General features: G+C 35.2%; 20 protein-coding genes. 10 read left to right on the top strand and 10 right to left on the bottom strand.

The genetic code is table 11. From position 1 onward, the window contains the following. Nucleotides 1-172 precede the first annotated feature (172 nt). From BUA60_RS17795 to BUA60_RS17770, 6 genes are all read left to right on the top strand, one after another. Nucleotides 173-1,330 (top strand): glycosyltransferase family 4 protein, encoded by a 1,158-nt coding sequence (locus BUA60_RS17795; protein WP_072864040.1) that lies wholly within the window; start codon nt 173-175, stop codon nt 1,328-1,330. 214 nt (nt 1,331-1,544) lie between these two features. After that, nucleotides 1,545-2,156: a sugar transferase gene (locus tag BUA60_RS17790; protein ID WP_072864039.1), complete on the top strand. Its 612-nt coding sequence runs from the start codon at nt 1,545-1,547 to the stop codon at nt 2,154-2,156. 79 nt (nt 2,157-2,235) lie between these two features. Further along, nucleotides 2,236-3,105 carry a 1-aminocyclopropane-1-carboxylate deaminase/D-cysteine desulfhydrase gene (locus BUA60_RS17785; RefSeq protein ID WP_072864037.1) on the top strand — a complete coding sequence of 290 codons (870 nt, stop codon included), beginning with the start codon at nt 2,236-2,238 and terminating at the stop codon, nt 3,103-3,105. Next, nucleotides 3,105-4,121 carry a GNAT family N-acetyltransferase gene (locus tag BUA60_RS17780; protein WP_072864035.1) on the top strand — a complete coding sequence of 339 codons (1,017 nt, stop codon included), beginning with the start codon at nt 3,105-3,107 and terminating at the stop codon, nt 4,119-4,121. Before BUA60_RS17785 ends, BUA60_RS17780 begins: the two co-directional genes overlap by 1 nt. Before the next feature lie 16 nt (nt 4,122-4,137). Beyond that, complete coding sequence (locus BUA60_RS17775; RefSeq protein ID WP_072864034.1) at nt 4,138-5,157, top strand: ATP-grasp domain-containing protein; 1,020 nt, start codon at nt 4,138-4,140, stop codon at nt 5,155-5,157. A gap of 9 nt (nt 5,158-5,166) precedes the next feature. Next, entirely contained in the window at nt 5,167-6,174 is a 1,008-nt protein-coding gene (locus tag BUA60_RS17770) for a GNAT family N-acetyltransferase (RefSeq protein WP_072864032.1), read from the top strand. A gap of 116 nt (nt 6,175-6,290) precedes the next feature. Here the strand turns inward: BUA60_RS17770 and BUA60_RS17765 are convergent, their stop codons facing one another. After that, the gene (locus BUA60_RS17765; RefSeq protein ID WP_072864031.1) at nt 6,291-6,650 is read right to left on the bottom strand and encodes a hypothetical protein; all 360 of its coding nucleotides are present in this window, start codon (nt 6,648-6,650) and stop codon (nt 6,291-6,293) included. 325 nt (nt 6,651-6,975) lie between these two features. Between BUA60_RS17765 and BUA60_RS17760 the strand changes: the two genes are divergently transcribed. Together BUA60_RS17760 and BUA60_RS17755 are read left to right on the top strand one after the other, a co-directional pair. Further along, on the top strand, nt 6,976-9,237 hold the full coding sequence (locus BUA60_RS17760; RefSeq protein ID WP_072864029.1) for a TonB-dependent receptor: 2,262 nt from the start codon (nt 6,976-6,978) through the stop codon (nt 9,235-9,237). Between the two features lie 9 nt (nt 9,238-9,246). After that, nucleotides 9,247-9,612 (top strand): heavy-metal-associated domain-containing protein, encoded by a 366-nt coding sequence (locus BUA60_RS17755; RefSeq protein WP_072864027.1) that lies wholly within the window; start codon nt 9,247-9,249, stop codon nt 9,610-9,612. 210 nt (nt 9,613-9,822) lie between these two features. Here the strand turns inward: BUA60_RS17755 and BUA60_RS17750 are convergent, their stop codons facing one another. Continuing rightward, nucleotides 9,823-11,241, bottom strand: a complete 1,419-nt coding sequence (locus BUA60_RS17750) for a tyrosinase family protein (protein ID WP_072864025.1) — start codon at nt 11,239-11,241, stop codon at nt 9,823-9,825. A 16-nt stretch (nt 11,242-11,257) separates the two neighbouring features. Beyond that, nucleotides 11,258-13,363, bottom strand: coding sequence for a fibronectin type III domain-containing protein (locus tag BUA60_RS23320; protein ID WP_084532664.1), 2,106 nt, complete (start codon nt 13,361-13,363; stop codon nt 11,258-11,260). A 407-nt stretch (nt 13,364-13,770) separates the two neighbouring features. Between BUA60_RS23320 and BUA60_RS17740 the strand changes: the two genes are divergently transcribed. Then, entirely contained in the window at nt 13,771-14,376 is a 606-nt protein-coding gene (locus tag BUA60_RS17740) for a DUF7151 family protein (RefSeq protein ID WP_072864022.1), read from the top strand. Between the two features lie 34 nt (nt 14,377-14,410). After that, complete coding sequence (locus BUA60_RS17735) at nt 14,411-15,628, top strand: hypothetical protein (protein ID WP_072864019.1); 1,218 nt, start codon at nt 14,411-14,413, stop codon at nt 15,626-15,628. An 84-nt stretch (nt 15,629-15,712) separates the two neighbouring features. Here the strand turns inward: BUA60_RS17735 and BUA60_RS17730 are convergent, their stop codons facing one another. From BUA60_RS17730 to bshA, 7 genes are all read right to left on the bottom strand, one after another. Beyond that, nucleotides 15,713-16,867: a GNAT family N-acetyltransferase gene (locus tag BUA60_RS17730; protein ID WP_072864017.1), complete on the bottom strand. Its 1,155-nt coding sequence runs from the start codon at nt 16,865-16,867 to the stop codon at nt 15,713-15,715. 60 nt (nt 16,868-16,927) lie between these two features. After that, complete coding sequence (locus BUA60_RS17725) at nt 16,928-18,106, bottom strand: GNAT family N-acetyltransferase (protein ID WP_072864015.1); 1,179 nt, start codon at nt 18,104-18,106, stop codon at nt 16,928-16,930. A gap of 212 nt (nt 18,107-18,318) precedes the next feature. Continuing rightward, nucleotides 18,319-19,488, bottom strand: coding sequence for a GNAT family N-acetyltransferase (locus tag BUA60_RS17720; RefSeq protein ID WP_072864013.1), 1,170 nt, complete (start codon nt 19,486-19,488; stop codon nt 18,319-18,321). A 211-nt stretch (nt 19,489-19,699) separates the two neighbouring features. Then, a complete protein-coding gene (locus tag BUA60_RS17715) occupies nt 19,700-20,881 on the bottom strand; it encodes a GNAT family N-acetyltransferase (protein ID WP_072864010.1) in 1,182 nt (393 codons plus the stop codon). Nucleotides 20,882-21,057: 176 nt separating this feature from the next. After that, nucleotides 21,058-22,227, bottom strand: coding sequence for an OmpA family protein (locus tag BUA60_RS17710; protein WP_072864008.1), 1,170 nt, complete (start codon nt 22,225-22,227; stop codon nt 21,058-21,060). Nucleotides 22,228-22,516: 289 nt separating this feature from the next. Continuing rightward, nucleotides 22,517-22,981 carry a hypothetical protein gene (locus BUA60_RS17705; protein WP_072864006.1) on the bottom strand — a complete coding sequence of 155 codons (465 nt, stop codon included), beginning with the start codon at nt 22,979-22,981 and terminating at the stop codon, nt 22,517-22,519. Next, nucleotides 22,981-24,129, bottom strand: a complete 1,149-nt coding sequence (gene bshA, locus BUA60_RS17700; RefSeq protein ID WP_072864004.1) for an N-acetyl-alpha-D-glucosaminyl L-malate synthase BshA — start codon at nt 24,127-24,129, stop codon at nt 22,981-22,983. The genes BUA60_RS17705 and bshA overlap by 1 nt, the downstream gene beginning before the upstream one ends. Nucleotides 24,130-24,197 lie beyond the last annotated feature (68 nt).

Here is a 24,197-nt window from a genome sequence, read left to right as displayed (position 1 = left end):
TAGGTCTGCTCTAAATTCTACATTCCAACTAAACTATCAATTTTTTAATTATTGTTCTTTTCATAGACAGAACAATGTCAAAACACTTCAACTGTTTTAAGATAAAATAGTATTAAAATCAACTCCTAAAATTTTTTAGCAATACTTTTGCCACACAAAAACACTTACAATAATGCAAAAAAAACTTATCCGGGTAACCACAACATCTGGTTCTTTAGATGGCCTACTTCAAAACCAACTCAAATTTATGAGCGATTATTTTGAGGTCATTGGAATCTCATCTAAAGGAATCCGCTTGGACAATGTAAGGAAAGAACAAGGCGTAAGGGTTATTCCTGTACAAATGTCCCGAAGTATTTCCCCTTTTAAAGATTTGGTTGCATTATATAAGTTATACACTATTTTTAGGAAAGAAAAGCCCTTTATAGTTCATTCTCACACACCAAAGGCTGGGTTGTTAAGTATGATAGCATCATATTTTGCAAAAGTTCCACATAGATTGCATACCGTTGCTGGACTACCTCTTTTGGAAACAACAGGAATAAAAAGACAAATTTTGAATTTTGTTGAAAAGTTGACCTACGCTTTTTCAACCAGGGTCTATCCAAACTCCTTTGGTCTGGAAAAAATAATACTGGACCATAATTTCATTAACAAGGACAAATTGAAAGTTATTGGAAATGGGAGTTCCAATGGAATAGATTTAGCTCATTTCGACCCTAATTTGTTTTCCCAGGAAGATAATCATGCGTTGCGCAAAGAATTGAATATAGGGGAAAATGACTTTGTCTTCATAAATGTGGGCCGAATGGTAACGGATAAAGGAATAAATGAACTGGTAGAGGCTTTTTGCAAAATTCAGGAAACATATAGCGATACCAAGCTTCTTTTACTAGGAGAATTTGAAGAAAAACTTGATCCATTATTGCCTGACACTATGGAAAAGATAAAAAACAATCCTAATATAAATTATTTAGGGTGGCAATGGGATGTACGTCCCTATTTCGCTATTTCCAATATGCTGGCCTTTCCCAGTTACCGGGAAGGATTTCCTAATGTAGTTATGCAAGCAGGTGCTATGGGACTTCCTAGTATTGTCTCTGACATCAACGGATGCAACGAAATAATAATAAATGGGCAGAATGGATGTATTATTCCTCCTAAAAGTACGGAGCACCTTTACAACTCAATGGTTGACTCCCTTAAAAATGGGACTTCAAAATTCAAAAATGTTAGAGAATCTATAGCGGCCAGGTTTGATAGATCTGTAATTTGGAATGCAATTTTAGCAGAATACGATTCATTAACACCAAACCCCCAAAAAAAATAATTTATTAAAACTACAAACCTTAAATTTATAAGGTTTGTTTTATTTGGATAGTCGTAACGTTTTGATCTTTATCCTACAATTAATCCGATTTAATTTATAGTTAAACACAATTAATTGGCAACAAATTCATCAAACTATATTTTTGTTCCGAAATTAACTTTCAAAAATTAATCGACTACGATAGAAGCATAAATCTAGCTAAGGAAAACTAATAATGTATAAGTCAACATTCAAAAGATTAATAGATTTAATTGCTGCCTTGTTAGCCTTTGTAATCCTATTGCCCATTATTCTCATCGTCGCGTTTATTTCTTTAATCGTCAATAAGTCCAATCCTTTTTTTTCCCAGGAACGGCCAGGAAAAAATGAAGTTGTCTTTAAAATGTACAAATTTAAAAGTATGACAGACAAAAAAGATGAGAATGGCAAGTTATTGCCTGATGAAGTTCGATTAACAAAATTGGGGAATATCCTTAGAAAAACATCGCTCGACGAACTTCCTCAACTAATAAATGTAATTAGAGGTGATATGAGCCTTGTAGGGCCACGACCACTCAGAACCCACTATTTACCTTACTACACCCCTCGGGAAGCTATTAGGCACACCGTTAGACCAGGAATCACTGGACTTGCCCAGGTTTCGGGAAGAAATGCAGTTGGTTGGGATGAAAAATTGGAACTGGATGTACAATATGTGGAAAATTTATCATTTAAAAACGATGTAATTTTGATTTATAAAACTATTTTAAAGGTAATTAGGCCTTCAGATGTAATTTTGGATGATAATATGTTGACCCTTGTGGAACATCGCACGAAAAAAAATTAGCTTAACTTATTAATAAATATTAGATTATTATAATAGCCTTATCTAAAGTTATTTAAATATAGTTTAAGTTTTATTACCTATGATTGAATCTATAAACCAGTCTTTTGCAATCTTTAGAGATGATCTATTTCCTCTCTTGGGAGGGGGAAACAAAGCCCGCAAAATGATGGCGCTACACAATACAATACAGGAAGGCCAGCATACTTCAATAGTGACAACAGGCGGAATACAATCCAATCATTGTAGGGCCACTGCCTTGTACTGTTCCAAATACGATTTGGACTGTACTTTGGTGTTACACGGCAATAAGGAAAAATTTCTAACCGAAAATGGCAATGCCAGATTAATTAGAAACACCAATGCCAATGTGGTTTTTTGCAATTCCGACGAAATCTCCCTTGAAATGGACAAGGCCATGCTCAATTACAAAGCTCTCGGCCAAAAGCCATTCTATCTATATGGGGGGGGGCATACATTGGAAGGTGGCAAGGCTTATATCGACATTATCGAAGAAATAAAAAAAAGCGGTTTTGCTCCTGACTATATTTTCTTGGCCAGCGGTACAGGTTCAACGCAGGCCGGTCTATTGGCGGGGATATCAAAATATCAATTAAAGACCAAGGTTATAGGAATTTCCGTTGGTAGAGAAAAAAAAAGATCCGAAAAAATAATAAAGGAATTCTATTCAGAATTATGTTATCGTTATTCAATCCCTGAAAATGTTAATAATATAACAGTGGCTGATGAATTTTTGTGTGGCGGCTACGAAAAGTTTAATGATGAAATATTGCAAATATCCAATAATTCGTACACAAAATACGGGATCCCCTTGGATACAACATATACGGCCAAAGCGTTCTATGGAATGCAACAAATTATTAAAAAACAGATGATTACTGGAAATATACTTTTCTGGAACACAGGAGGAATATTTAACTATTTTAACTAATGATGGAAATTTTAAAAAACAAAGAAGATTGGAATAACTTTCTCATAAGAATGGAATCCTACGATCTATACCATACCTTTGAATATCATAAAGTTATGAAGAAGACCGGGGAAGAACCCATTCTTATAACTTACAAAAACAAGAACACTGAGATTGGGTTTCCTTTTTTAAAACGAAAAATAAATGACGAATTATCTGATTTGGTTTCCGTACATGGTTATTTAGGTCCCGTATCCATTAATGTTGATGATTCATTTGATTCAGATAATTTTTCAAAAGAATTTCTTAAGTTGTTGCAAACAGAAAAGATTGTTTCGGCATTTTCAAAACTGAATCCCTATTTGAGCAATCAAAGTAAAGCATTAGCCAAACTCGGAACTATAGAAAATATAGGTGAATTGGTATATTTTGACCAGCAAATGGATGTAAATGATCAAATTCTTTGCTACAAAAAGGATACTATAAGGTTAATAAAGAAATTAAAACCAATTTCCAGTTATAGAATGGCTACTAATTCCGAGGATATAGAGGCCTTTGTGGAAATTTATTACAGCAATTTGGACAGACTAAATGCAAATAAATCATTTTATTATAAAAAAGACTATTTCAATTCACTTTTAAATTCCGATATGGCGGATGCCAATATCATTTTGGCCATACATAATGAAACCAATGAAATTATGGCAGGTGTTTTTTATTTTGGCACAAAACATATTTCGCATATTGAATTAGCATGTACCAATGATAAATACTACAATATAAGTCCAGTAAGATATTTATATGACCAGATAAGGGAATTATGCCATAAAGATGAAATGAACTATTTGGATATGGGCGGTGGAAGCGGAGGGCGAGAAGGTTCTCTAATGAAGTTCAAATCTTGTTTTGCCCAAAATTATGTTGATTTCAATATTTGGAAATTAATAGCCATGCCGGATGAATACGATGAACTCCAAACTTTGGACCAAAAAAATGCGGAGTCAAATTTCTTTCCTAAATATAGATTAAATCTTTAACCCTTAAATACGAAACGTGAATATATTATTTACTTGTGCCGGAAGAAGAAATTATTTAATTAATTACTTTAAAGAAGCCTTAGGTAATAATGGCCAAATAATAGCCGTTGACACTCAATTAACCGCTCCTGCCCTGGTAGACGCGCATTTAGCATTTAGGGTACCGTCCATATATGATCCTGAATATATAGATTCCTTGAAATCTATTGTTAAAGACAATAATGTTAAGGCAATTATTTCATTGAATGATCTGGAACTTCCCATACTTTCCATACATAAAAAAGAATTTGAGGATATGGGTACCAAAGTCATTATTTCGGATGAAAACGTAATAGACATGTCGTCCGACAAATGGAAAACCTATAATTTCTTCAGTAAATTAAACATACCCACACCCAAAACATTTATTACAATAGAGAGTGTTTTGGAAGCTATTAAAAACAATACTCTACAGTACCCGTTGATTGTTAAACCAAGATGGGGAAGTGCCTCTATAGGGGTAGATGTTGCCGAAAATGAGAAAGAGCTTTTACTCGCCTATGAATTACAAAAATTAAGAATAGAAAAATCAATTCTTAAAACTGTGAGCTCCGGTGATATTGACCATAGTATTATCATACAGGAGAAATTAGATGGTGAGGAATATGGAATGGACATCTTAAACGATTTTAATGGGGATTATTACGGTTGTTTCGTTAGAAAAAAATTATCCATGAGATCTGGTGAGACAGATAAGGCCGTTTCTGTCATAGACGATGAATTCTCCAGATTTGGCGAATTAATTGGAAACCATACAAAGCACATTGGTAATATGGATTGCGACTTTTTTGTTGTGAAAGACAAAATTTACATTTTAGAATTAAATCCACGATTTGGAGGAGGCTATCCTTTTTCACATGAAGCAGGTATAAACACGCCGGCCATTTATATTTCATGGCTGAAAAATAACAAGGATGTAAGTAAATTTAACAAGTTTAAGCCGGGTCAATTATTTTCAAAATGTGATATGTTAATGAAAATCCCAAATAATTATTAAGAATACCCAATGAAAGATATTGCTGCTAATTCCAAAATATATTCATCAACCTGGTTGAAACATTTTGGTAATGGATTAATAGAAAATAAGTTCAATTTTATTGATCATATATCATTTGTCAAAAACAAGATCCTTCCAATCTACATCAATATTGGCAAAAATTTATCGTTAGGTATTTCATATTCAAAACCCTTGAATGGACCAATAGAAAATGCAAAAAAATTAAAGAATGGTGTAATTCTTATTTATCACGTACCTACTTATTACAGTCCTGATTTTTTAAACCATAACAATGCAATCGGACTACACAAAATATACGATTCAACTGGGTATTTGATCGATTTCAAATCTTTTGATAGTTTAGATAGCTACCTTAAAACAACCCTAAGCCAAAGCCGGATTAAAAAAATACAGAGGAACAAAAGGCTTTTGGAATCTAGGCATGATATTTCCTATAAATGGTATTATGGAGAAATCTCGGAAACTGAATATGAAAAAGTATTTGAATCATTTCGAAAGTTATTGGAAAAAAGATATGACGATAAACAAGAATACAATCGACATTTGAATGATCACATCTGGAATTTTTATCATGAACTATTTTTCCCGCTAATTAACACCAAAAATGCTTCTTTTTACATTATTTATAACGGCTCTGAGCCTATTTCAATTTGTTTTAACTACAATACACCGGATAGTATTAAGGGAGCTATCTCGGTATTCGATATTGATTTTGCCAAATATGAAATAGGTAATATGTACTTAACCAATCAATTCGAAATATGTTTTGAAAACAACATTAGAATTTTCGATTTAGGGCTAGGAAATTACGGTTATAAAAATCGTTGGAGCACTGACACTTACACCTTGGACCATCATGTATTCTACAATAAAAATTCTATCATTTCCAGAACCTTGGCGAAAGGCATGCAGAAATACTTCCAAACAAAACTTGAACTGAAAAAGAAGGGGGTTAAAAATATATTTGTAAAGAATCAGAATGTACAAATAGAATAAAGCCTATTTTTTTGGAGTTTTACTTATCGATCCATACCCTAGGGCAATTTGGCAACTGTCAGGAATTATCAATCTTAGTAACTTAAGGAACCTAATACTAACAATTGTTGCCTTATTTAATTATCTGTTGTCATATTAAAGTAAATTCTTTTCATAGTCAAATCCAAACTATCAATAGAATAGGTGAAATTACCCTCGTTTTCAGGCTTTTTTAAAAATAATGACAAATTATTCTGATCTACGATACAATATATCATTGGATCGTCCTTTAATTCATCAAAGTCCATTACCTGATATGCAGTGGTATCACCTGGTAATAAATTATTAAACCTCATAGAAAATAAGGCCAAATTTGTAAGCTCATATGAGCTATTGTTTATCACCCTAATTTTAGTCTGCTCCTGCTTCTCAAGTACGGTATGACTTTCGCAGAAAATGAGAATAGAACATAGAAGTAAAAAAAATGAAGTTTTCATAATTTTGATTTTAATTCTTAATTATTTCTTTTCCAATATTACTTAAATATTAGTAACCAATTCCAATATTTAGGGTCCATTAGCCGTTACTCTAGTTATATAACAACTATTAAAACATTCTAACCAAGGGGAGAGTAAAATAAAATTAAAGTTAGTAAATTAACAGCAGCTAAAGAACCTATTAACTTTAAATAATTTGTTCCATATTATTAACTAATCAATAAACTTTAATCATTATTTCTACCTGAGGCGGCCATCATTATACTATAATTCCTGGTTAATAAATGAGATATAGCAATTATAAAGCCAAAGAAAATTTCTTCATATGCATTTGTTAAAAAATCCGTTTAATAAGCTTATTTTATTTGCAATTCTCCTTATAATTCCTTTGGCTGCTACAAGTCAGATTACTATTACAGGAACGGTTGTTGTAAATAACGGTAAAGGGGAAGCTATAGCGCAGCCAGGGGTCAATGTCTATTGGCAGGACAGTACAGCCATACAGGTGACCAATAAGGATGGTAATTTCCAAATACCATTTAATAAAAACAGTAAAAAACTGGTATTTAGCCATCCAGAGTACCAAACAGATACTATAAATGTAAATAGGCCTAATATTGGCAAAATATTGCTACAGAAAGAAATTAGCCTGGAAGAGGTAGTAGTAAGGAATAACATTAAGCCGCTGCAAAAGTCCTTGTTCGAAGTACAAAATGTTGTTACAGTGGACAGCAGGGAAATGCTAAAAGCCGCCTGCTGCAATCTTTCGGAAAGCTTTGAAACCAACCCTACCGTAGATGTTAACATTTCAGACGCAGTTTCTGGTGCCAAACAAATTCAGATGCTAGGCTTAAATAGTCCCTATCTCTTATTTACCCAAGAAAACATTCCTTCTATAAGAGGCGCCTCCCAAATTTATGGGCTTTCGTTTATTCCCGGATCCTGGATTGAAAGCATACAAATTACCAAAGGCGCTGGTGGGGTTCAAAATGGATATGAAAGCATTTCCGGACAAATAAATTCGGAATTGGTGAAACCACTTAGTGACAAGCTTTTATTTTTGAACGTCTATTCCAATAATTATGAACGGTATGAGTTTAACGGAAGATACAACAAGAAAATATCCGAAAATCTAGGAACCGGAATTTATGTCCATGGCAATTTAAGAAATGGCAACATTGACAACAATGATGATGGCTTCTTGGATACCCCGTTGGCCGAACAAATAAATTTTATGAACAGGTGGCAATATATGGACAGTGAAAAGGGCTGGGTGAGCTTTCTAACCCTTCATTATTTAAAGGACAAAAAAAACACTGGGCAGCTAAATTTTGTGCCTGAACGGGATAAATTATCTACTAATTATTGGGGAAGCGAGGTACTAAGCAACCGTTTGGACATTTCTTCAAAAGTAGGTTATGTTTTCCCGGAACTGCCTTATCAAAGTATAGGAATACAGACCTCATATAACATTCACGATCAAAATTCATATTATGGCCTAAATCAATATAATATAAAACAAAACTCATTTTACACCAACTTAATTTTTAACAGCATCATTAATAACACCCAAAATAAAATTAAAGCTGGCATCAATTATAGTAATGATTATTATGACGAACAGGTAAATGGGCAAGTCCTAGGAAGAAATGACAATACTATAGGATCATTTTTTGAATATAGTTATGATAGCCTAGAGAAATTAAGTTTAGTAGCCGGAATTAGAATGGATCACCACAATAAACTGGGCCACTTTATTACCCCACGTTTCCATATAAGATACTCACTTTGGGATAAGGCTAGTCTAAGGGGTTCTTTCGGCAAGGGTGTAAAAGGTGCGAATATATTTGCCGAAAATCAACAATTTTTCGCGTCTTCCCGAAGTTTGGAAATCACTGAAAACTCAGGTAAAATATACGGTCTTAAACCGGAAGTTGCCTGGAATTTTGGAATAAGTTTTATCCAAAAATTATATCTCTGGAATAGAGTCTTGGATTTTTCTGCTGATTTTTACAGTACACAGTTTCAAGATCAGGTGGTAATTGATTGGGAGGATCCTAGAAAAATATCATTTTATAATTTGGACGGTAAAAGTTATTCCAATAGTTTGCAAATGGATCTAAATTATGAAATAGTTCAAAATCTTGACTTCAGGGCAACCTACAAATATTATGATATTAGGGTTGATTACCGCTCGGGTAGTTTAACAAAACCTTTACAACCCAAACATCGTTTTTTCGCAAATCTTAGTTATGAAACCCATAGAAAATCTAATGGATCTCAATGGCGATTCGATTATACCCTTCATTGGCAAGGTGAACAGCGATTGCCCAATACAGCGTCAAACCCTAATAATTACCAATTTGCATCATTTTCACCCTCATATGGATTAATGAATACCCAGGTAACAAGAGTGTTTTCAAAGAAATTTGAAGTCTATATAGGTGGGGAGAATATCGCAAATTATACCCAGGAAATGGCAATTTTAGGAAGTGATGATCCATTTGGACCGTATTTTGATAGTACCATCCTATATGCCCCTGTCTTAGGAAGCACCTATTACATTGGCTTAAGATATAAATTATAAATTATTGATATGAAAAAATTAATTATTTGCTTACTATTGATTATTACGTCAGTACAGGCCCATGCACAGGACAAAAATAAGAAGGTCTCTTTTGAGGTAAAGGGAAATTGTGCAATGTGCAAAGCAAGAATAGAGAAGGCGTCCCTTAAGGTTAAAGGAGTAAAATATGTAAATTGGGATATCCCCTCCAAACAACTGACTCTAATATTGGACGAAAATAAATGCACACCCCTAGATGTTAAAAAGGCTATTGCTAGGGTTGGTCACGATACCGATTCTGCTCAGGCAGATGATAAGACATATAATAACTTACCTCCATGCTGTAAATTCAGAGATCCAGCAAGTGTTCTTATGGACCATAATGTTAAACATTGAGCAATAAGGCTTCCGTATAAATCGGGTAGCTGTGCTAATATTTATTGAATAATGGGGACCACCCATAGTATTTGCAATTTGTCTCCCAAACTGTCATTGGCGTTGCTATGCCATACGTAACAATAATTTGATATATTGAAAAAAAAGCTGGCGAATTCCCCAGCTTGCTTCTATTTGCACACTATAACTATTATTACTGAAACAAAACAATTAAAGTTTAACAACCCTTTTGGCCAATAATAATTCACCTTGGCCATTTACTACTTGAATGACATAAATACCAGAAGATAGTCCATAGAGATTATTAATTTCCAAAGTATCTGTGTTTTGAAAGGATTCTTTTCTAATGGACATGCCCATCATATTAAATACTTCTATGGAACAATCGGTTTTCTTATTTAGCTTGATAGTAATTTTGTTGATGAAAGGGTTGGGAAATGTAGTCAAAAAAACAGGGCTGTCATCCTTATTGTCTTCCTCCCATTCCACAATATTTTTAATATCAAGATCATCAAATGGTTTATCATTAACCACTAATGTACGATTGGATTTTCCGGTAAGACCAGAATTGGCAACATCTATCCTCGCTGTAAAAGTGGAACCACTTTGAGCCATAAAACCTGGCTTTAACTCAATAGTATTTAATGATTCCATTCTGGCAACTCTACCAGAAGGCACAATAAAACCATTGTTACCCGCTTCTATCACAAACTGATAATAAAATACCTCTTCAGGATTGTAAGTATTACTAACTATATAGTTATCCAAAACTGCAAGTCCATTTCTGGCATAAAAAACACCCAATACCCTACTATCAATAATACTATTTGGGTTTACCGAAGGCAACGTCTGTCCGTTAAAAACATAAGTCCCGTCATAACGTAACATTGAGGTCCGAATAAAACCTGAGGAACCAGGATTATTTGTTTCCCATTCTTGCCAAAGTCTATCAACATTAGTATGGTGCAAATAAAAGACAGGATCTCTTGGTGAAGCTCCTGTAGGCATCATTCCTCCAGTCCATTGATGCGCACCAGCATGTACCCTACCCCGTTCCAAACGATTAGAATAGGCATAAAATCCTACTGTCTGGGAATCCGGTGCCGGCCAACTTGTTCCACTTATCCCTTGTATCACATTTACATTATTGTCCCCACCACCAGTTGTAATTGGCAAAGAACCTTCTGCACCCAAGGCTCTGCCCAGGCTCCAATTGGCATCAAAGCTCCCCATTAGGTCTTGGTTCCACAATGTTGAGTTTACAGACCTCTCCACAGAACTATCCCAATAAACCAAACTAATTCTTGGATTTACATTTTGCAATGCCTGTTCCACTTCGAACATTTGTCTTCTATGCCAGGCAAGAAATATATCACGCTCCGGTTCATCTGGAAGATTAAAATGTAAATCCAACCGCGTTGGATCAATAGTATTGTCAAAATTGAAGAAGTCGTTGTGAAAGGTAGCTAAATCATTTATTAAATCCCCCCCTGATCTTAAAGCATAAAAACCGTTCACCAATTCTATTTTCTCATATTGGGACATCTCCGTAAAATTTTTACGGATACTTTGGGCTCCAACTTGAAAAAACAAAATTGAAAAAACAAATAATGCATAATATTTATTCATATTACATTATAATTTTCTAATTATTTCCCTTTACTAATCCCTCCAATTCCAATAATTTATCGGACAATAGCTGGATTTTCTTATTCTCGTTTTCTAACTTCAATATTTTCTTCTCTTGTTGAATAGCATATAAAGTTAATTCTTCTATCTTCTGAAGCAACTTCGCATTCATCTCCCCTAACATTATGCCGTTTAGTTCTACTTCCATAGCGCTAGGTATATTCTGTAAATGTCCCTTATCTAAAATATGCCTCTCCACTTCCTCTAAAGTAGGGAGACCATAATTTTTTGTAAACACAAAATCTGGCCAATTTTGGGATAATTCAACTTTTATTTCCTCTGCAATCACATTGCCATCTATAGCCAACCTATAACCTTGTGTATTGGTTGTTCCAATACCAACATTTCTACTCGCAAACAAGTCCCTTCCTGTCCAGTCAATGGTAGGCAAATTTGCGTTCGCAGAAGTATAGTCGATTATACCACTTCCACCAGTAGTAACGTTTGCAGTATTACTGGCTGCCGAAATATTCCCAGCTGCATCCCTAGCAGTTACGGTGAAAGCATAGGATGTGTTCTGGGCAAGTCCGGTCACATTAAATGTCAAGGCACCAGTAGTTGTTCCTACACTGGTACCATCCTGTAATATGGTATATCCAGTTACCCCAACATTGTCCGTTGAAGCGGTCCAAGATAAGTTCGTAGTGGTCGTTGTAGTTCCACTGGCAGTCAAATTACCTGGTGCAGAAGGTGCCTGGCCATCCGCCGCCGTTAAGGTTGTTACATTTGCCGTATTACTAACAGGCGAAACATTGCCAGCAGCATCCCTTGCAGTTACGGTAAAGGCATAAGTGGTATTTTGGGTAAGTCCGGTCACATTAAAATTAAGAGCTCCTGTGGTGGTTCCTATACTGGTACCGTCCTGTAATATGGTATATCCGGTTACCCCAACATTATCTGTAGAAGCTGTCCAAGAGAGGTTTGTTGTGGTTGTTGTGGTTCCATTGGCCGCCAAATTACTTGGTGCAGTTGGTGCCTGGCCATCCGCCGCCGTTAAGGTTGTTACATTCGCCGTATTACTAACAGGCGAAACATTGCCAGCAGCATCCCTTGCAGTTACGGTAAAGGCATAAGTGGTATTTTGGGTAAGTCCGGTCACATTAAAATTAAGGGCTCCTGTGGTGGTTCCTATACTGGTACCGTTCTGCAATATCGTATATCCCGTAACCTCAATATTATCTGTAGAAGCTGTCCAGGAGAGGTTTGTTGCCGTTGTTGTGGTTCCATTGGCCGCCAAATTACTTGGTGCCGATGGTGGCTGGTTATCCGGTGCTGTTAAGGTAGTGACATTTGCCGCATTACTTACCGGCGAAACATTTCCCGCCGCATCCCTTGCGGTTACCGTAAAGGCATAGGTAGTATTTTGGAAAAGGCCCGTTACGTTAAAGGTAGTGGCGCCATTTGTAGTCCCGATACTAGTACCATTCTGTAGTATGGTGTATCCCGTAACCCCAACATTGTCTGTAGACGGTGTCCAATTCAAAGTAGTCCCCGTAGCTGTAGTGCCACTCGCCACTAGGTTCGTAGGTGCGGTTGGTGGTGTTGCATCACTTCCTGCGGGGAGTATAGAAACGTTATCTACAAATACTGTATTTCCTGCAGTATTGCCTGAACTAGACGTTCCATTGTAAATAGTAATCCGTGGATTAGTGGAAGTAGCGGTAACATTAAAGACATATTCGGTCCAATTTGTATTTTCAATAACAGTTGTAGAAAATCCTGTTACCCCAGACCAATTAGCAAAAGCCGGAGCTGCTGGAGTTGTAACTTGGGGACCTTGCCTCGCCCAAATCCGTATAACATAATCCGTACCTACCGTAGCATTATAAAAATAGTCCATTCTATATCTGTTGCCAGTATTCGAAACCATACTTATAGCAAAGTTTCCTAGCTGCGGATTGGTAGTACTTGAAGTAATCACAGCCGTACCAGACCAGCCTGCTGTAGAATTAGACTCATTTGCAATAGATGCCGCATTGGACTGAATATGCAAATCCTGACCAATAACTCCCTCCAAAAACATCATAGAAATTGACAATAATAATAGTAGTACTTTTTTCATATAAAAGCTTGTTAAAATTGAAAAAACATAAGGAGGGAATTTATAGCAAAATTAACATTTTTTTAGACCGTATATCATAATAATCTATGAACTGCACTTAAATTCCTATAAATGGTATTATTTATCTTAAATTCTACGATGAACTATTGGTATATTGGTTAAAACCTGACAAAAGTCAGTATTTTAATCTAGGTAGTTTTAAAACCAATTGCCCCATGTGGCGCTTGATCCAAATAAAAACACAGGCTTTTATTTGATTTAATCACACAAGCTTGTTGATCAAGTAATAACACAAGCAAATATGTTACATTTGTCGATTAAATACATTCTTTTAACTAAAGTTCAATATATTGGTATTCCCTATTAGTACCTTTAAACAATTTAATCTTTCTCAATTAACTTTTTTTATGGTCAATACACAAAATTTAAAAATAGCCTTAGTGCTGATTTTTTTGGCTTTTTTTGTAGGCTGCAGCCCGGAAGATGGTGCAGACGGTCTTAATGGAACAAATGGTGCTGATGGTACTGATGGTAATAACGGCCTCAATGGATTGATCAAAACCTTGGTAGAGCAGCCAGGAGAAAACTGTACCAATGGAGGTTTCAGTGTTCAGGCTGGCCTTGACGCCAATGCCAATGGCATTTTGGATTCTAATGAAATCAGTAGTACGGAATATCTCTGTAATGGGGACAATTCCAATATTACATATCAGTCATACGTTTCTTTAATCAGTCAATCGGGTACGGAAAACCCAAGCTCCACCGTGCTGGAAAACACTTTAGACCTGAATATCAGTTGGATAAGAGAATCTCAAGGAAAATATGTAGGCACTCTTGATAAAACGATAACTTTTGGAAAAACAGTCATTTTTTATACCACTCCTACTACCCATACGGGAGTACGTGGTGAACTAATTGGTGATAACCAGGTAAGAATAGAGCTCCAGAATGGCATTAATGCCTTTATGGATAATTTTACTAATTTATCCTTTGAATTAAGACAATACGAATAGTCCCGAAGGGATTGGCTTTTAAAATTAAATAATCATGAAAAGAAAATACATTGCACCATTAGCCTTCCTCTTTGTCCTTTACGGGTATAGCCAAGGAAATTATTACCCTGCATCAGGAAATGTGGGTATAGGTACACTAACACCAAACTATAACCTTGAAGTGGCCGGATCTTTCAGTGCCACTGAAATATTTGTAAATGGTGCGTTAATGCAAAGCTCCCCTTGGTCTCTCAGCGGAGTCAACACATTTTACAATGCTGGCAGGGTAGGAATTGGCACCAATAATCCAGGCTATGCCTTGGATGTTTCTGGAACGGTTAACGCTTCAAATTTGTTGATTAACGGTGCACCATTGCCAGAATCGCCGTGGTCCTTATCCGGGTCCAACACCTTTTACAATGCGGGACGTGTTGGAATAGGAACCAACAACCCTGGATTTGCTTTGGATGTAGCCGGAACTGTAAATGCTACCAATCTATTAATTAATGGAGCCCCACTCCCAGGATCACCATGGTCCCTGTCCGGGGTCAACACCTTTTACAATGCGGGACGTGTTGGAATAGGAACCAACAACCCTGGATTTGCTTTGGATGTAGCCGGAACTGTAAATGCTACCAATCTATTAATCAATGGAGCTCCGCTCCCGGCATCGCCATGGTCAGTATCTGGATCAGAAACCTACTACATTTCCGGTAATGTAGGTATAGGCACCAACAATCCCAACTTTGATTTAGATGTTGATGGGACAATAAATGCCAATAGCATTCTCATAAACGGGACCCTCATTACAGCATCTCCTTGGACGGTATCTGGAACAAATGTGTATTATAACGCTGGTGGTAGAGTAGGAATTGGAATAACCAATGTTCCTAACGGTTATGCATTGGCTGTGGATGGTAATGTGCTGGCTGAGGAAATTAGAGTGGAATTATCCCAAAATTGGCCCGATTTTGTGTTTACAAAAAATTATGATCTCCCTACTTTAAAAGAAGTGGAAAGGCATATTTTAGAAAAAGGTCACTTAGAGAACATCCCAAGTGCCGCAGAAGTCAGGCTTAATGGTATAATGTTGGGGGAAATGAATGCAAAGTTGCTTCAAAAAATAGAAGAACTGACATTGTACATAATAGATCAACAAAAAGAAATTGAGGAATTGAAACATGCCAACTCTAAATTTGAAAATGAAAAAGATGGTTTAAAAATATTGACAAGTCGTTTGGAGAAACTTGAAAAATACATTTCTGAAAAATAACTTTACACTAATTTGATTAATTATCTTTCGATCGGTCTTATATAAAAAAGGTAATTAAAACATAGTTTAGTTTTAATTACCTTTTTAAATTTCCATTTGTACCATATTGGACTGACCTTTTATTATATAGGAATTGGGTACATCTTTTATTTTAAAAATTTGGATACCTTTCGAATGCTCAGAAGTACTGTACTGATAATCATATACTCCTTTTCGAAGTAACGCATACTCTTTTTGATTTATATCTATCAATTCCACTTCTATATCCTTAGGAAATTCGCTCAAATTGATAATTATTGTTTCTGTCGGTTCATTCGGCTCCGAATTGACATCTGACTCTTTCTTTTTTAATACTTTTCTGAAAGCTGTCTTTACAAATTTTAATTTTGGCCTTAACACCAACTCCTTAGTTTTTAAATAGGCCATTAATTTGCCGCTTAAGCTGTTTCTCTTATATAAAATATACCGATCAAAATTAATAATGTTGTTGCAAAACTCCCGCTTGTACCGCAAATCACCCCTCATTAAATCAAAAATAGCGTAATTATTTTCAAGACACCATTCCAGTTGTTTTATAATGTCTATATAGCCCAGTCTAAATTTAGAATAGTCAATATCATATGACCTTATTTTGTTGACATAAACACTGGCAATATGATAGTTAAGACAAATATCAATAGGTCTGTTTTCATTATAAATGACATATAGGGAAGCTTCTTTTTTCAAGATCATCTCGAAGGTCCGTTCCTTATATAAATTCCATTCCTCCATTGCTTGATGTTTATCACCTCTTTGAGAAAATCTTTCCTCGATAAACTTTTTCAGATATTCAAACAGCAACTCGTACTCCTCCTTTGTAATTTCTCCAAAATATATTTTATAAGTTATATCAAAGCATTTTTCCAATCTATTGACCAACCCCCTTAATCTAGATCTACTCTTTGCTCCCATTTGGCTTTTTAAGTATTCTTGAACATCGGAATAACCTTCGAGATTTACATAAAAATCCAAAACGCTACTATTCAATATTTGATAAGAGTCATATTTTTCTTGAAATTCAATATTTACATAGGGCGGCACATCATCCACAATACGAATCCCAGATTTAAAATTATTTTCGGTGCTCCCTTGAGCATAAATAGATTTTTCTGGACTGTTTTTTAAATAAACATTGTTCACTAATGAACACTCCGTCTTTCTTTCATAGAAGACCGCATCAAAAATTATATTATTACTCATACTATTTTAAAAAATTGGAACCCATTAATTTAACTAACGCCAATTAATGGATTCAAGTACTTAGTTTTTGAAGATTATTTGTTGGGTTTTATTTTTTCCAGCAATGATATATGAATTATCTCTGTCAAACATTTTATATATATTGATACTATTGGAATGCTCAGAATTAATGTATTGAAAATCATATCTTATTTTCCGTAAAAAAGAATACTCATCAGTACTAGTATCTACTTTATGGTGTTCTGAATAACATTCATTCCCACTTAAATCGACCAATTCAACATTCGTAACTTTAGTTTCTTTTGATGCAGATCTTTTAGCTATCCTTTTATATATAGATCTAATCTTTGGTTTAATAGGCAAAATATTTTTTTCTCTTAAATATATCTTGAATTTCATAATTAAAATTACCATATAGGCCGATATCCTATAACCAATATTTTTTTTGTTGTACAATATGTGACACTCGTACTGCTCAATGGCATTGCACCACAATCGCTTATATGCCAAATCTCCCCATCTCATATCAAATCTACTGAAGCCATTATTAAAACACCATTCCATTTTTCTTAATACAGCTATATTACCAAGTCCGAATTTAGCATAATCAATGTCATAGGAAGTAATAGCACTATCGAAAATATTTTGATATAGAAAATTAAGACCTATCACAATTGGCTTTTCTCCATCAGAAATTAAAAAAAATGTAGCCTTTTTATCCAAAATCAACTGATAAGCATTTTCCTTGTACAATGCCCACTTTTTTAACCCAGAATGTCCTTCATTTCTCTGTGCGAACCTCTTATTTATCATTATTTCCAATTGATCGAACAAGAAACTATATTTTTCCTTGGTTATAGCCCCATAATACATCTCGTAGGTGATGTCAAAGCATTTCTCCAGTCTTCTGAGGCGACTTTTAATAGTTTTCATCACTCCTTTTGATAACTGCACCTTCATGTACTCCTCTACATTGTTAAAACCCTCCAGATCCGCTCTAAAACCCGGAATAGCGGTGATTTTATATAAATCAAAAGGAGAATTTTCCTTATCCATTTTAAGTTCAAAATAGGGCGGAATATATTGAACGATACAAATTTTATTAAGATACTCCCCTCTACTATCTAAATTACTATTGATTAGAGTAGTACCATTGGTTTTATTATAAACACCTTGGTAAAAAGGAAAAACTGTATTCCTCTCAAAAAATTCAAAACTAAAATTTAGTTTTTTTGACATGGAGAACTTAAAAAATTAATTGGATTTTGTCAAAATATCGTTTTCTTATAACAATCAGTAATTCTAATCAATTTTAAAGACATTTCAGGTAAACAATATTCCCAGATAACCCTTCTAAACAACTGATGTCATTAAAATCAGACTATAACCCTAATCTTTAGTCCAAGAATGTTCACAATTACCATAATTCTTTCCCACTTAAGGAAATTAGCTTAAAAAATAAGCTTTTGCAATTGCGATTTCCCCGTGATGATATAGCTCATTTTCTCATTTTTGACTTCATAGACATTGACATCCCTGCTATGCTCAAAATTAGAGTATTGAAAATTATACACGGGATTACGCAAAAAATGAAACTCCTTTTCTCCTAAATCCACAATGCTTATGTCATCCTCAGATGGAAGTTGCGCTAAGTCTTCAGTTTTAAATGTTGATGCATCGTCACTTTGGACATTTTCCTTGGCTTTTTGATTACCCCAAAATTTAAAATTTAAAGGTATTACTTTACGTTCGAGCAACAATTTCTTAAGGATGATATACTTGGAAACCAAAAAGGCCAAGGGCATAGCTATCAATTTATTGTTATCATAAACTACATCGCATCTATAATCCTCGATTGCATTGCACCATAGACGCTTGTAAGGTAATTCTCCCCAACGCATATCAATTCTTATATAATCATTTTGATAACACCACTCCAATTTATTTAAAACTGCAATATTCCCAACACCAAATTTGGCATAATCAATATCATAAGACGTTATGGCGCTATCCATTATATTTTCAAAATGGTAATTTAGATTTATTGATATAGGCTTTTTACCATCATAAATAACGAATAAAGAAGCTCTCTTCTTTAGAATCAAATCTAGAACATTTTCCTTATATAAATCCCATCTTTTTAACCCAACGTGTTCTTCCCCCCTTTGCTGGAACCTATTCCTTATCATTTGTTCAAACTCCTCAAACAAATTCTCATACTCAACTTCATCCATTTCACCAAAATGAATTTTGTATCTAATATCAAAACAGGATTCAAGTCTTCTTAATTTACTTAAAATATTCTTCCTATGCCTTGATCCTAAATGCAACTTTAAATACTCTTCCGCATTTGAATATTGACTTAGATCAATTATAAACCCAGTTCTAGATTTGATTCGAAATGCCCTATAGGGAGCTTTTTGTTGATTTATTTTTAAATCAACATATGGAGGAATCATGTTTACTACACAAACACATTGTCCAGTTATACTTCTTTTTAATTCCTCTTTATTTTCATTTGTGAGGATATGGCTATTAATATTATTAACTAAACTTTCATAAAATGGAAAAATCGAATTTTTCTCAAAAAATTCGAAAAAGAAGTTGAGTCTTTTAAGCATGGGGAACTTTATTTAGACGAAAAGAATTTTTTAACATATCATTTTGTGATACAAATAGGGCAATGAACACCAGTTAAGCATGTAGAAAAAGTAAATTCAACTATATGAAAACTAAAAACTAATGTGAACTACGCTAAGGATGTACGATTAATTCCGTGCGATCGGATCTTCATAATTCACAAAACCTTATACCAATGTTTAGTATGCTAAATTACAAAATAAGTTTTTGCAATTTCCGTTTTCCTGCAATAATGTAGCTCATTTCCTCATTATCGAGGCTATAAACATCAATGTCGCTCGAATGTGCTGAATGGGTATATTGATAATTATATACTGGATTACGTAAAAACTGATATTCATTCTCACTTAAGTCTAAAGCCCTTATCTGATCAGTGGAAGGAAGTTCCGCCAAGTCTTCAATTCTAATTGCAGCTACAACGTCAACTTTGTCGACGGTTTCATTTTTTGTCCTATTCTTGCGTAAAAACTTTAATCTTAATTGCTGTATTTTGCTTTTTCCCATTGACTTTTTAATGTTCAAGTACTTTGCAATAGTAAAAGCGAGTATTAGATTTGTTGGGTTATTTTTGTTATAAACTACGTCGCATTTGTACTCTTCGATCTTATTGCACCAAAGGCGTTTATACGGCAGATCCCCCCATCGCATATCCACCATCTTAATATCATTTTGAAAACACCACTCCAATTGTTTAACCAGGACAATTTGTCCCAAACCAAATTTAGAATAATCAATATCATAGGAAGGTATGGCAATATCCAGGATATTGTCGAAATGATAATTCAGATTTATTGCTATAGGCTTTTTCTTATCATATATTACAAAAAGAGAAGCTCTATTCTCAACTATTAAATCATAAACGCTTTCCTTATACTCATCCCATCTTTGAAAACCCACATGCTCGTCCCCTCTTTGCTCGAACCTACTGCCAATCATAAGCTCAAACTCCTGAAACAAAAACTCATACTCCGATTCATCTATTTCACCAAAATAATTTTTATAAGTAATGTCAAAACAGGTTTCTAACTTTTTTAATCTACTTAAGATACTCCTTCTATTCTTAGAGCCCAAATGTGATTTTAAATATTCATCAGCAGCTGAATATTGGCTAAGATCCATAATAAATCCCGTCCTAGGCTTAACTTGAAATGCCCTATAAGGTGCGTTTTGTTTATTAATTTTTAAATCTAAGTAGGGTGGAATAAAATTCACAATACTTACCCTATTTTTAAATCTCCCTATTTCCTCTGTACTTTGATTAACACTAATCTCGCCATTAGTATTATTATTTACGCTCTCATAAAATGGAAATATAGAATCCTTTTCAAAAAATTCGAAATAAAAATTCAATTTCTGAAGTCTTCTGTGAATCATAACTCCGTTTATTTAATTACCGTTAATAATATTTAATTTGACCCTTTTGAAAAGTGTTTATGGTTAAAAATTTAATCCGAGATAAATGTTCAACACTTATCCCGGATGTTCTTATTAGTTATTTTAATCATTATTAATTTCTAAGGGACATTTTATATGGCTCTTAGAATTCACTTTTAAAATGCCACCACCTCAAACTCAGATCTTCTGTTTAGTTTGTGTTTGGATTCTGGACAGTATGTGTTATTGTCACATTCGTTCGTTAATTGGGTTTCTCCAAAACCTTCCCCGGTTAATCTTGAGGCACTTATTCCTTTGGTACCGATCAAATAATCCAAGGTTTGTTTCACCCTCTTCTCAGATAGCCATTGGTTATATTTCTCAGCCCCTCTGGAATCTGCATGTGATCCCACTTTCAGTGTCAAGGCCGGATTTTCTTCCATTAACGCAGCCAACTTATCCAACAATTCCTTATAAGGCTTGCTCAAGTAGGAAGAGTTGAGGCTGAAGTATACATTACCGAGATCCTTAATTTTATTTTCCAACTCTGCCCTTCTTCTGTTTTCTGCATCTATTCTAGCCTGCTCTTCTGCAGCCAAACGTGCCTTCTCCTTTTCTTGGGCCAAACGCTCAGCCATAAGCCTTGCCTCTTCCTCTGCTTTTTTGGCGGCAGCAATAGAGTCCGAAACCCTTTGGTTTTCCTCGATCAACGCCAACTTCTCCAATCCCTTTTTGGACAATTCCTTTTCAATTCCAAACCTGTATACTACTCCAGCGGAATGTTGTAACTGTTTGGTGGATCCTTCCTTAATTCCCCATTTGCCCATGGTATTAAAGTTTAATCCCCATTTATCATTAAACCAGGTATTAAATCCAAAACCAGCATTTGCGGTTGCCCTTCCCACAGAACCTATATCACTGTAACCGGCACCAGCTTGTAGAAATGGATCGAACCAGCCCGTTTCTCCAAAAATCTTGTTCAGGTCATAACTGATCATACCATCAATGGCGTAATAATCCCTTTCCACCGTATTAATTACTCCGTCAACTTTCTTACCTACATCATATTTATTGTACGAACCTATGGCCTTTATTCCCAGACCATTTTTAAAAAATCTACCGATACTTATTGAGGACGGATAAGGAAGTGCATTCCAAGTTTCCTTGATATTAAGAAAATCATCACCAAAAGGTGTAGCTGAATCGTCTACAATATTGTAGCCCACTCCTAAGACCCATGAACTGGTAACTACACTATCCTTAGAGGTAAGTTGTAACTCTTGGGCACCACTAAAATTAAAGGTAAGAGCACTTAAAAAGGTAATAGCAAACGCGTAGGTTTTCATAACAATTTAATTTTGGGATTCTTTTAAATCTTTGTCCAAAGCTATGGCAATGTTAAATGGACACCATTTAAATTCTACAAAAAGCCTTAAAAATCGTTAAGCGGTTTCTTACAAAACTTGCATTAGCAATTTCGAAATCCCAATATTTTTTCATCCATGAAAACGGCATTTTAACCGACGGAATGGGCTTGAAATATCACCGGAGTAAAAATCTATCCACTTAGGTTCAATAAGAGTACTTAGAACATCTTCAGTTACGGTTTTTATTGAAGACAGGGATCTATAGACCCTACTTTAATTGTTGAAAACTGATTTCTTTAGGAGTAAGTAGCATTTTATAAATGCTAAAAGGTGTGGTGGTTACATAAGTGACTTCCTTCTTGGAAGGTGTTAACTCCTTTGGTCCAACTACAATGCTATCCTGGGAATCTTTAATAAGTAGCAACGCCGCTCCTCCGACACCCCTAGTTGTACCAGCACAATATATTAAGAGTAGCTCCTTGCTAAAATCCACCTCTGGAATAGGGAGGCCTGGCTTTCTGGTCCTGTTTATCTGAAGGAAAAAATTCTTTAATGTCTTTGCATCCCTTACTATCTGAAATTCTGACTGTTCCACTCCGCTATAATTATCCGCCAATATCAGTTGAAGTTCCCCTGATTTTTGCACGGAACTATGAGCTTTATCCTGGGGCACACCTTTTTGCCCAGAACAGGAAATTACCAAAAGGCATAGGAAGAGTTGTATGGATCGCATTAATTCTGTTCTAAACTTTCATGTCTCGCCAAAAGGGCCTTTTCATAAACAGCCTCATACAGTGGCAATACTTTTAAGATATCAAAATCCATAGCTGCTATTGCCGCATTGTTTTTGAACTTTTCCAAAGTTTGGTCGTCACTCAATATTTTAAGTGCATTTTGGGCCATCTCATCTACATTGCCTACATCGCTTAAATAGCCGGTAACTCCCTGTCGATTAACCTCAGGTATTCCACCTGTATTACTGGAAATAATAGCTACCCTATTGATCATTGCTTCCAAAGCGGCAAGTCCAAAACTTTCTGTCTGCGACGGCAAAAGAAAAAGATCTGAAAAGCATAAAATTCTATCGATCTCGTTACTATTGCCAAGAAAGATCACCTTATTGGCAATCCCAAGCTCCTCGCACAAACGTTCGGCACCTTCTTTTTCTGGCCCCTCCCCTACCATGATCAACTTGGCCGGAATCTTTTTTTGAATCTTATTAAAAATTTGTATCACATCAGGAATACGCTTAACCTTCCTAAAATTACTGATGTGCGTGATAATTTTTTCATCCTCAGAGGCCATCAAGGAACGCTGACAGTCCGTGAAGTTCATACTGTATTTCCTCTTATCTATAAAATTCGGGATAACCTCTATTTCATTTTTTATATCGAACAACTCCAAGGTACTTTCCTTGAGGTTTTGGGAAACCGAAGTAACCACATCGGATTGATTGATACTAAAATTTACTGCTGGCCTATAAAAGGGGTGCTTGCCTACCAAAGTTATATCCGTACCATGCAAGGTGGTAACCATTGGTATATAAATGCCCTCCTCCTCCAGCATCTTCTTGGCCATATAGCCGGCATAAGCATGAGGAATGGCATAATGCACATGCAATAACTCAATTCCAAACAATTTAATAGTATCTACCAATTTACTGGAAAGGGCCAATTCATATGGCTGGTAATGGAATAGGGGATACTCAGGCACATGTACTTCATGAAAGTATATCTTATTGCTAAGCAACTCCAAACGAACCGGTTGGCGGTAAGTAATAAAATGAACTTCGTGCCCTCTATTAGCCAAGGCAATTCCCAATTCCGTCGCTACCACCCCGCTACCTCCAAAAGTAGGATAACATACTATTGCTATTTTCATCTATTTATTTTTAATTCATTTAGAGGTTGCATATACTGGCCATGCCTCAAGGATCCCATAAATTTTGG

The sequence above is a fragment of the Arenibacter palladensis genome, assembly GCF_900129275.1.
In the GTDB taxonomy this organism is placed as follows: Bacteria; Bacteroidota; Bacteroidia; order Flavobacteriales; family Flavobacteriaceae; genus Arenibacter; species Arenibacter palladensis.
The sequence above is the reverse complement of the archived record's forward strand: the minus strand, read 5'-3'. Positions and strand labels throughout refer to the sequence as shown.